The organism is Pseudomonas sp. EL_65y_Pfl2_R95 (assembly GCF_963971045.1).
Taxonomy (GTDB): domain Bacteria; phylum Pseudomonadota; class Gammaproteobacteria; order Pseudomonadales; family Pseudomonadaceae; genus Aquipseudomonas.
In genome coordinates this window covers 86570-96863 of record NZ_CAXAOV010000003.1, presented here as the reverse complement: position 1 = coordinate 96863, position 10294 = coordinate 86570, and the positions used below count along the sequence as shown (strand labels likewise).

Here is a 10294-nt window from a genome sequence, read left to right as displayed (position 1 = left end):
GTTAAATCTCCTTGAGCATACGCGATACACCGCTCTGCCAGCTCGGTAAATGCAGGGCAAAGCTTTGGCTTACCTTGCGGGTATCTAGTCTTGAATTAAGCGGCCGTTGAGCCGGAGTAGGATAAGCCGTCGTTGGTATCGGCTCGATATTCTGCACAGCAAGTGCTGCGCCCATTCCACGCGTCAGTTCGATTACATAACGGGCATAACCGCACCATGAAGTTTCACCAGCAGCTGCAAGATGATAAAGCCCACTTAGCTGTGGCTTTGCCACAGCCAGCCTTAGCGTATGAGCAGTTACATCGGCGAGTAAATCAGCCCCTGTTGGGGCGCCAACTTGGTCGTCAATAACATTCAGCTGTTCACGTTCAGCGGCCAGGCGCAACATAGTCTTGGCAAAGTTGTTACCACGCGCAGCGTAGACCCAGCTCGTGCGGAATATCAAATGCTGACAACCACTTTGCTGAATAGCCTCTTCACCTTGAAACTTGCTCTGCCCGTACTGGTTGAGCGGGGCCGTCCGATCCATCTCGGACCACGGTAGAGTACCACTGCCATCAAATACGTAATCGGTTGAGTAATGCACCAGCCAACCATTGAGAGCATGCATCTCTTCGGCCATTACTTGCGGTGCCAGCGCATTAATCAAACACGCTAACTCCGGCTCATCTTCAGCCTTGTCTACCGCTGTATAGGCGGCGGCGTTTACGATAACGTCCGGCTGCAAGCGGCGGATGGTTGTACGCAAGCCGTCGAGATCAGCCAGATCACCACACAGGCCATTTTCACCCTGGCGATCAAGCGCTATCACCTCGCCTAAGGGCGCCAACGCACGTTGGAGCTCCCAGCCGACTTGACCGTCTTTGCCCAGCAGAAGAATTTTCATGGCGTAACGTTGCGTGCTGAGTAATTTTTGTCCAGCCACTGCTGATAGGCACCACTTCTTACGTGCTCGACCCAGTCGGAATGGCTCAGGTACCATTCAACTGTCTTACGAATCCCTGACTCAAACGTTTCAATCGGCGTCCAGTTAAGTTCACGTTCGATTTTGCTCGCGTCAATGGCGTAACGGAGGTCATGACCAGGGCGGTCTTGGACGTGGGTGATCAAGCTGGCGTGGGGGCAATGTGGCGATTCAGGTCGCAACTCGTCAAGCAAAGTGCAAAGCGCATGCACAACTTCGATATTCTGCATCTCGTTGTGGCCGCCGATGTTATAGGTTTCGCCGAGCTTGCCTTCGGTAACTACCTTGTATAACGCACGGGCATGGTCCGTCACATACAGCCAGTCTCGAATCTGGTCGCCTTTACCGTAAACAGGTAATGGCTTGCCTTCCAGTGCATTGAGAATGATCAGCGGAATGAGCTTTTCCGGGAAGTGATATGGGCCATAGTTGTTCGAACAGTTGGTAATTAATGTAGGTAACCCGTAAGTGCGGCTCCAAGCCCTGACTAAATGATCTGAGCTAGCTTTACTGGCTGAATACGGTGAGCTGGGAGCGTAAGAGGTGGTTTCAAGAAACAACTCAGCGGGGTCATCAAGGTCGCCATAGACCTCGTCAGTTGAAATGTGATGGAAACGAAAGGCAATTTTTCGAGCATCGTCCAAACCTTGCCAGTACTGGCGAGCAGCTTCCAGTAAATGGTAGGTGCCGACGATATTGGTTTCTATAAAGGCCGCGGGCCCGTCGATGGAGCGATCGACATGGCTTTCCGCAGCTAGATGCATAACCGCATGGGGCTGATGCTCGCGAAACACACGATCAACTTCGGAACGGTTGCAGATGTCCACCTGCGCAAAGGCATAACGCTCGCTGCCGCTGACCTCGTCCAGTGACTCGAGGTTTCCGGCATAGGTAAGTTTATCAAGATTGACAACCGAATCATTAGTGTTGCCAATGATATGGCGGATGACTGCAGAGCCAATAAAGCCGGCACCGCCGGTGACGAGGATTTTCATATATGTCCTGCTCTCGATACTTTGAATTTAATTGATAACTTGTAAGGTTACCCGACGAGTAACCTGCGGTTCTTGGTTGCGACTTACGCAACATACTTAAAAAAAGTAGCGGCGATGTTAATTCTCACAAACCATGTTAAATAACTTGGACGCGACGCTTTGTAAACATAATACAGACAAGTGCGGCAAATACACCCAACATGCCCCCAAAAACCAAGCCTATAACCAAAATTAAAGCTTTTTTTGGTTTTATTGGTGTGTCTGGTACTTGAGCTGGACTGTCAAGCGTATACACCGCAACGTTATCCGGCCTCACATCGATCTTCTGTAAGAAATCCATTTCGTTTTCGATGCTACGTAAATCAACAATAAACGGGTCATCATTAGTGCGCTTTTCAAGCACTGCAAGCTCTGCCTTAACAGCTTTTGCGCCGCGCATATACATCAAGTTGCCATCCATAAATTCGGCAAAATCACCGTCTGACGAGGTCTTCCCAGGGGTAACTTGGGGTGACTGATAGCCTACAGAATCGGCTACTATCAGAGCCTCTTGAAGACGAGCAATTCGATCAGTACGCCTTTTTTCAGCGGTCAATCGTAGGGCATCAACCTGCCGAGAGAGTGATTGGGCCTTGGTAGCTATCTCCGTCAGCAGATTGCCCTTCATAACCTCCGCCGACTTGGCTGCGGCCATTTTCACATAGCGATTTGTCCACTGAGCTACTACATTGGGGTTTTTGCCTACAACTGCAATCACGTAATAATCTGGATTATTCTTTTCATCGGGCGCCTTAATAGTCAGACCTGAGTTAAAACGCGCCCATAATGTATCTTTCCCAGCGCCTGACTGTTCAGATGGTAAGCTTGGCAAATAAATCTCGTCGAAAAACTGGCGCTTTAGTGAGCCTGACAATAAATTGCGTTTGAAGACATCATAAACGTCTTCAACAGTAAACTCTTTCAGCTTCGCTTCGCTACGACCAAGGTTATAGCCCGAGATATCACTGAGCCGGGGCGGCATTACGCCTGCGGAAGCTTCATAGGTAGGCGTGCTAAGGAATGCGTACGCAGCGGCAAGAGCGGTGATCAGTATTGTGCAGCCAACTATTATCCATTTTTGAAACCAAAGCTGTTTAACCAGCTCAACCAGATCGATTTCATCGGATGCACGAGGCTGCTCTGCAATATTTCTTTGATTCACACAAGCTCCAATTTTTGTCATTGATAATCTCGAGTACGCAGGTCCGGTACCCGCTGCACTCAACAAGGGTTATGCCGTGCTCACTGATTACAACGACGTCAGTGGCAAAAGGCGATCCAACAAAGTTAGACGCAAATTCATGCCACAAATTCCATTTATTCCATGACTTTGGTGAATTTCATTGACGATGGATACCGGGCACGGACCACGGCCCATCCAAAGACAAAAAACGTGCGCAGTTTAACGTTTTAGGCAAGCACCGTGCCACTACAAAGCACCGCTAAATCTTTGATTGATTAAGCTATTTCGCTCTTAAAACAGGAAAACATCTACTCGTCTTCATTAACCCGGTCACGCAACTCTTTGCCTGGCTTGAAGTGCGGGACAAATTTACCGTCGAGGCTGACTGATTGACCTGTTTTCGGGTTACGCCCTACTCGCGGTGCGCGGAAGTGCAGCGAGAAGCTGCCAAAGCCACGGATCTCAATACGATCGCCTGACGACAAGGCGCTCGACATTTGTTCAAGCATTGTTTTAATTGCCAGCTCGACATCCTTGGATGAGAGTTGGCCTTGATGGGTCACGATCCTTTCGATCAATTCCGACTTGGTCATAATTTTCCCTTCGTTTTCAAGCGGCTAGATCACTCGATACAAAGGTTTTAGCATGCTACCAAGCTTTTGAACAGCCTCTGCAAATGCTTCTATGATGTTGATTCTGTTCATAACGTCTATTACGCCAGCAATTTAGCCTCCGCGACGGTTGTATCTTGGCGCACGCCATTGGACTCGTGTGCTTCAGTGTGCGCGGTTGGGCCTTGGATAAACAAATGGCAGAGGTGGTAGATATGACCCAAAGGGGGGGCGGAAGATGCATGGAGAGAGCCAGTTATTGAGAGATTCGCCGACAGGAATGGTGGATGGGTAAAGCGGCATCCACCCTACGGAAGCGTGGTGTTGGCGGCCATTTTTTAGCAATAACGTAATTGCCGCGACATCGATGGCGGATAAAGAAAGTGGTGTCCACCCAGCGTAGTGCGGGTCAAATTTCGCCCACAAAAAAAGGGAGCCCGAAGGCTCCCTTTTTCTATGGTTTACCTGAACTTAGTTCTGGTTTTCCATTTGTGCGCGGATCAGATCACCAATGGTGGTCGGACCAGCAGGAGCAGCTTCGTCCTGCTTAGTGCGCATTTCTTTGATAGCTTCTTTTTCGTCTTCAACGTCTTTCGACTTGATCGACAAGCTGATTACGCGGCTCTTACGATCAACGCTGATGATCTTGGCTTCTACTTCTTCGCCTTCTTTCAGAACGTTGCGCGCGTCTTCAACGCGGTCACGGCTGATTTCAGATGCTTTCAGAGTAGCTTCGATGCCGTCAGCCAGGGTGATTACAGCGCCCTTAGCATCAACTTCTTTAACGGTACCGGTCACGATTGTGCCTTTATCGTTAACTGCAACGTAGTCGGAGAACGGATCTTCTTCCAGTTGCTTGATGCCCAGGGAGATGCGCTCGCGCTCTGGATCAACAGACAGGATGACGGTTTCGAGCTCGTCGCCCTTCTTGAAGCGACGTACGGCTTCTTCGCCAACTTCGTTCCAAGAGATGTCTGACAGGTGAACCAGGCCGTCGATGCCGCCGTCCAGACCAATGAAGATACCGAAATCGGTGATCGACTTGATGGTGCCGGAGATCTTGTCGCCCTTGTTGAACTGACCCGAGAAATCTTCCCATGGGTTAGTTTTGCACTGCTTGATACCCAGGGAGATACGACGACGCTCTTCGTCGATATCCAGAACCATAACTTCCACTTCATCGCCAACCTGAACGACTTTAGATGGGTGGATGTTTTTGTTGGTCCAATCCATTTCGGATACGTGCACCAGGCCTTCCACGCCTTCTTCCAGCTCTGCGAAGCAGCCGTAGTCGGTCAGGTTGGTTACGCGTGCAACAACGCGGGTGCTTTCTGGGTAACGTGCTTTGATAGCAACCCATGGGTCTTCGCCCAGCTGCTTCAGGCCCAACGAAACGCGGTTACGTTCGCGATCGTATTTCAGAACCTTAACGTCGATTTCGTCACCAACGTTGACGATCTCGGAAGGATGCTTGATGCGCTTCCAAGCCATGTCGGTGATGTGCAGCAGGCCGTCGACACCGCCCAGATCCACGAACGCGCCGTAGTCGGTGAGGTTTTTGACGATACCTTTAACTTGCTGGCCTTCCTGCAGAGATTCGAGCAGAGCTTCACGCTCAGCACTGTTCTCAGCTTCGAGGACGCTACGACGAGAAACAACAACGTTGTTGCGCTTCTGGTCCAGCTTGATGACCTTGAACTCGAGCTCTTTGCCTTCCAGGTGAGTGGTATCACGCACTGGACGAACATCGACCAAAGAACCTGGCAGGAACGCACGGATGCCGTTAACGTCGACTGTGAAGCCGCCTTTAACCTTACCGTTGATAACGCCCGTAACCACTTCTTCAGCGGCGAAAGCTGCTTCCAGAACAATCCAGCACTCAGCGCGCTTGGCTTTTTCGCGGGACAGCTTGGTTTCACCGAAGCCATCTTCAACCGCGTCCAGCGCAACGTGGACTTCGTCACCGACCTTGATGGTCAACTCGCCTTGTTCGTTGAAGAACTGCTCGAGTGGAATGACGCCCTCTGACTTAAGACCGGCATGAACAGTGACCCAGTCACCGTCGATGTCGACTACGATACCGGTAATGATGGCGCCCGGTTGCATGTCGAGGGTTTTTAGGCTTTCTTCAAAAAGTTCCGCGAAGCTTTCGCTCATGTTGATTCCTGTTGATTCAGGGCAGTGAATCTGCCCAAACCACACTCCAGACAATGTGGGTACGTTCATATAAAAAGAGGCTTGCAAGACTAGGACTGGTCTCTTGCATGCCTCCCTGGCGAACTGGCGGCTTATGCCGTAGCTCTGTTAACCAGCGAGATCGCGAATGGCGACCTCACTGAGAATTCGTTCAAACACCTGCTCGATGGACAGTTCGGTGGAATCCAGCTGGATTGCATCGTCTGCCGGCTTCAGCGGAGCGACCGTACGCTGGGTATCGCGTTCGTCGCGCTCGCGAATCTCATCAAGTAGACTCGCAAGATTAACATCATCGCCTTTAGCCTTCAACTGCAAGTAACGTCGGCGAGCCCGCTCCTCGGCGCTGGCGGTCAGAAATATCTTCAGCGGCGCATCGGGAAACACCACAGTGCCCATGTCACGCCCATCAGCAACCAGGCCAGGAAACTCCTGAAATGCCCGCTGACGCTGCAGCAAAGCCTCACGTACCGCAGGCAAGGCGGCTACTTGTGAGGCGCCGGCACCCACCTGTTCATTGCGAATCGCATCGGTAACCTCCTCGCCTTCAAGGATGATGCGCTGGCCCTTGCCGTCCGCGCTGGCAATAAACTGCACATCGAGGTGCGCCGCCAACATGGTCACAGATGCTTCGTTGGTGATATCAACCCCGTGATTGCGCGCAGAGAAAGCCAACAAGCGATAGAGGGCACCGGAATCCAGCAGATTCCAGCCCAATTTCTGTGCAACTAAACAGGCAATCGTGCCCTTGCCTGAACCGCTAGGCCCGTCGATTGTGATGATTGGCGCAGCATCCATCACTTACCCTCCTCGCCAACCTGCATCCCAACCTGGGTGGCCAAGGCTAGAAAGTTAGGGAAGGACGTGGCGACGTTTGCGCAATCATGGATGCGGATAGGCGCTGTAGCGCGCAGCGAGGCAACGCTAAAGGCCATGGCGATCCGATGGTCACCGTGGGCGTGGACTTCACCGCCACCCATAACGCCACCTTCAATGATGATGCCGTCTGGCGTTGGCTCGGCACTAACGCCCAGCTCGATCAAACCATCCGCCATCACCTGAATCCGGTCAGACTCTTTAACTCGTAGTTCTTCAGCACCACGCAACACGGTACGACCCTCGGCACAGGCTGCAGCGACGAATAACACAGGGAACTCATCAATCGCCAGCGGCACCAGATCTTCAGGGATATTGATCCCTTTAAGCTTAGCTGAACGCACGCGGATATCTGCAACGGGCTCTCCACCAACCTCACGCTCGTTTTCGAGGGTGATATCGCCGCCCATCAGCTTGAGAATATCGATTACGCCGGTGCGTGTTGGGTTGACGCCCACGTGCTCAAGCAGCAAATCAGAGCCTTCAGCGATACTGGCGGCTACCAGGAAGAACGCTGCAGATGAGATATCAGCCGGCACTTCGATATGCGTCCCTTTGAGGGTATGACCGGATTCAACCGTCGCCGCATTGCCCTCAACCTTCACCGGGTAGCCAAAACCACGGAGCATACGTTCGGTGTGGTCGCGGGTCGGTGCTGGCTCAATAACAGTGGTCGAACCTGCCGCATAGAGGCCAGCCAGCAGCAGGCAGGATTTAACCTGAGCGCTGGCCATCGGCATTTCGTAGGTCATGCCACCCAAACGGCCACCGGCGCGCACGGTGAGCGGCGGACGCCCTTCGGCCGCGGTTTCGATAATTGCACCCATGGCGCGCAACGGCTTGGCCACACGCCCCATCGGCCGCTTGTTCAGCGAAGCATCGCCAGTCAGGGTGACATCGAACGGCTGCGCCGCCAGCAAACCACTCAGCAAGCGCATGGAGGTGCCCGAGTTACCGACATAGATCGGACCAGGCGGTGCTTTAAGACCGCGCAAGCCAACGCCATGGACAGTCACACGCCCGTGTTGTGGGCCTTCGATCACAACACCCATGTCGCGAAATGCCTGCAGAGTCGCGAGCGCATCTTCGCCTTCGAGAAAGCCTTCAATCTCGGTCACGCCTTCGGCAATCGAGCCGAGCATGATCGAACGGTGTGAAATGGATTTATCGCCAGGTACGCGAATTTTACCAGTGACTGTGCCACCAGGATTTGCCAGGAAAATCAGATCAGTCGTATGCATAGCGTCCACATAAGCCCTGCGGGCTAAAATTTTGCTGAAGTGTTCGCGGGCCACGCGGGCGCGGGTAAAAACGCCCAGCAGTTGATGCCCATCCCCTGCATCGACCGCGGCGCGAAGCGCGTCGAGATCGCTGCGAAATATGTCCAGGTTCTGCAATACCGCTTCGCGATTGGCCAGAAAAATGTCATGCCACATCACCGGATCACTGCCGGCTATGCGGGTGAAGTCGCGAAAACCGCCGGCAGCGTAACGGAAAATCTCCAGATTCTCATTGCGCTTGGCCAGGGAATCGACCAAACCAAACGCCAACAAATGTGGCAAATGACTGGTAGCAGCCAACACCTGATCGTGATGCTCGACCTGCATATGCTCGACATCGGCCCCCAACTGACGCCAGAGCTGATCGACCAACTGCAGCGCGTCTGGGTCAGTGCCCTGTTGCGGCGTCAGAATGACTTTGTGGTGACGAAACAGCTCTGCGTTGGCCGCCTCCACCCCACTCTGCTCTGAGCCTGCAATCGGATGTCCCGGCACAAAACGCGCCGGCATATCACCAAACGCGAGCCTTGCAGCCCGCACCACGTTGCCTTTAGCACTGCCAACATCGGTGAGCACCGCATTGCCCAGATCGAGCTTGGCCAGTTCACCCAACACACGCTCCATGGCCAAGATTGGCACTGCCAGCTGGATTACATCAGCGCCCTCACAGGCTAACGCAAGCTGCTCTTCGCAACGATCAACCACACCCAAAGCAACCGCGGCTTGGCGAGATTGCGCATCGAGATCAACCCCAACCACTTCACGACAAACACCGCACTCACGCAAACCTTTGGCGAACGAGCCCCCAATCAAACCGAGCCCGACCACCACCAAGCGGCCGATCATAGGCGTCGTCGATTGCGCGCAGGTTACAAGCGATTCAGCGGCTGCACATTTAACCTCAGTCACTCGCCAAGTACCTTTTTCAAGGCAAGCAAGAAGCGGCTGTTCTCTTCAGGCAGGCCAATTGACACGCGCAAGTAGGTTGGCATGCCGTAGTTTGCCGTTGGCCGAACGATGATGCCCTCGCGCAGCAATGCCTGATTGATTGGCCCCGCGTCACGAGCTAGATCAACGGCAATAAAGTTACCTTTGGAAGGGATCCAGCTCAGGCCAAGCTCACGGAAACCCGCTTCAAGCTGGGCCATGCCGTCATCATTGATTTTACGGCTTTGCGCCAGGTACTCGGCGTCATCAAAAGCGGCACATGCCGCTGCCTGCGCCAAGCTATTCACGTTGAACGGCTGGCGCACACGATTCAGTACATCAGCAACCTGTGCGGTGCTGATGCCGTAACCCACACGCAGCGCCGCCAGACCATAGGCCTTGGAGAACGTGCGCGACACCAGCAGATTTGGGTACTGGCTCAGGTAATCAAGGCCATCCGGCAATTCACTGCCGTGTGCGTACTCGATATAGGCCTCATCCAGCACCACCAACACCGACTCAGGCACCTTGGCCAAGAAGTCAGCCAATGCATGCGGGCCAAACCAGGTGCCAGTGGGGTTATTCGGGTTAGCGATGAACACCACGCGGGTGTGCTCATTGATCGCCTTGGCCATGGCTTCAAGGTCATGCCCAAAGTCTTTGGCTGGAACGATATTGCACTGCGCGCCAACCGCCTGCGTCGCAATTGGGTACACCGCAAAGGCGTGTTCGCTGAATACCGCATTAAGCCCGGGTGCCAAATAAGCACGGGCGACCAGCTCAAGAATGTCGTTAGAACCGTTGCCCAACGTCACTTGCTGAATCTCAACGCCACAGCGCTGTGCCAGCAGGTTTTTCAATGTGAAACCATTGCCGTCTGGGTAACGCGTCAGCTCTGCTAACTCAGCGCGAATCGCCTCAAGCGCTTTAGGGCTTGGGCCAAGCGGGTTTTCATTGCTGGCCAGTTTGACGATGTTAGCTGGATCGAGCCCCAGCTCACGGGCCAGTTCATCGACCGGCTTGCCTGGCACATAGGGCGACAGCTTTTGTACGCCTGGCTGAGCCAGCGCGAGGAAATCACAACTCATTGTTTGCCTCGTTAAATCCGTAAATCCGCAGGTCCGTAGGGTGTGACAGCGTGTGGCTTGCCCACCGTTTGTAATCGATAACCCAAATATTCATGCTGCCGGTGGTGAGCAATGGTGGATGAAAAGAGCGTCATCCAC

At 53.3% G+C, this 10294-nt stretch carries 9 protein-coding genes; all 9 read right to left on the bottom strand.

What is annotated here, in order from left to right:
* Position 1: 1 nt before the first annotated feature.
* The gene (gene rfbD, locus AACY09_RS11255; RefSeq protein ID WP_339488040.1) at positions 2-886 is read right to left on the bottom strand and encodes a dTDP-4-dehydrorhamnose reductase; all 885 of its coding nucleotides are present in this window, start codon (positions 884-886) and stop codon (positions 2-4) included.
* Positions 883-1959, bottom strand: a complete 1077-nt coding sequence (gene rfbB, locus AACY09_RS11250; protein ID WP_339488039.1) for a dTDP-glucose 4,6-dehydratase — start codon at positions 1957-1959, stop codon at positions 883-885. Before rfbB ends, rfbD begins: the two co-directional genes overlap by 4 nt.
* 136 nt (positions 1960-2095) lie before the next feature.
* Positions 2096-3160: an LPS O-antigen chain length determinant protein WzzB gene (locus AACY09_RS11245; protein ID WP_339488038.1), complete on the bottom strand. Its 1065-nt coding sequence runs from the start codon at positions 3158-3160 to the stop codon at positions 2096-2098.
* Positions 3117-3308 (bottom strand): hypothetical protein, encoded by a 192-nt coding sequence (locus AACY09_RS22040; RefSeq protein ID WP_445323818.1) that lies wholly within the window; start codon positions 3306-3308, stop codon positions 3117-3119. Before AACY09_RS22040 ends, AACY09_RS11245 begins: the two co-directional genes overlap by 44 nt.
* 181 nt (positions 3309-3489) lie before the next feature.
* Positions 3490-3774 carry an integration host factor subunit beta gene (gene ihfB, locus AACY09_RS11240; RefSeq protein ID WP_087516438.1) on the bottom strand — a complete coding sequence of 95 codons (285 nt, stop codon included), beginning with the start codon at positions 3772-3774 and terminating at the stop codon, positions 3490-3492.
* A 489-nt stretch (positions 3775-4263) separates the two neighbouring features.
* On the bottom strand, positions 4264-5949 hold the full coding sequence (gene rpsA / locus AACY09_RS11235) for a 30S ribosomal protein S1 (protein ID WP_339488036.1): 1686 nt from the start codon (positions 5947-5949) through the stop codon (positions 4264-4266).
* Positions 5950-6096: 147 nt separating this feature from the next.
* The gene (gene cmk / locus AACY09_RS11230; protein ID WP_445323817.1) at positions 6097-6783 is read right to left on the bottom strand and encodes a (d)CMP kinase; all 687 of its coding nucleotides are present in this window, start codon (positions 6781-6783) and stop codon (positions 6097-6099) included.
* The gene (locus AACY09_RS11225) at positions 6783-8987 is read right to left on the bottom strand and encodes a bifunctional prephenate dehydrogenase/3-phosphoshikimate 1-carboxyvinyltransferase (RefSeq protein ID WP_339488034.1); all 2205 of its coding nucleotides are present in this window, start codon (positions 8985-8987) and stop codon (positions 6783-6785) included. Before AACY09_RS11225 ends, cmk begins: the two co-directional genes overlap by 1 nt.
* Positions 8988-9046: 59 nt before the next feature.
* Positions 9047-10156: a histidinol-phosphate transaminase gene (gene hisC / locus AACY09_RS11220; RefSeq protein ID WP_339488032.1), complete on the bottom strand. Its 1110-nt coding sequence runs from the start codon at positions 10154-10156 to the stop codon at positions 9047-9049.
* Positions 10157-10294 lie beyond the last annotated feature (138 nt).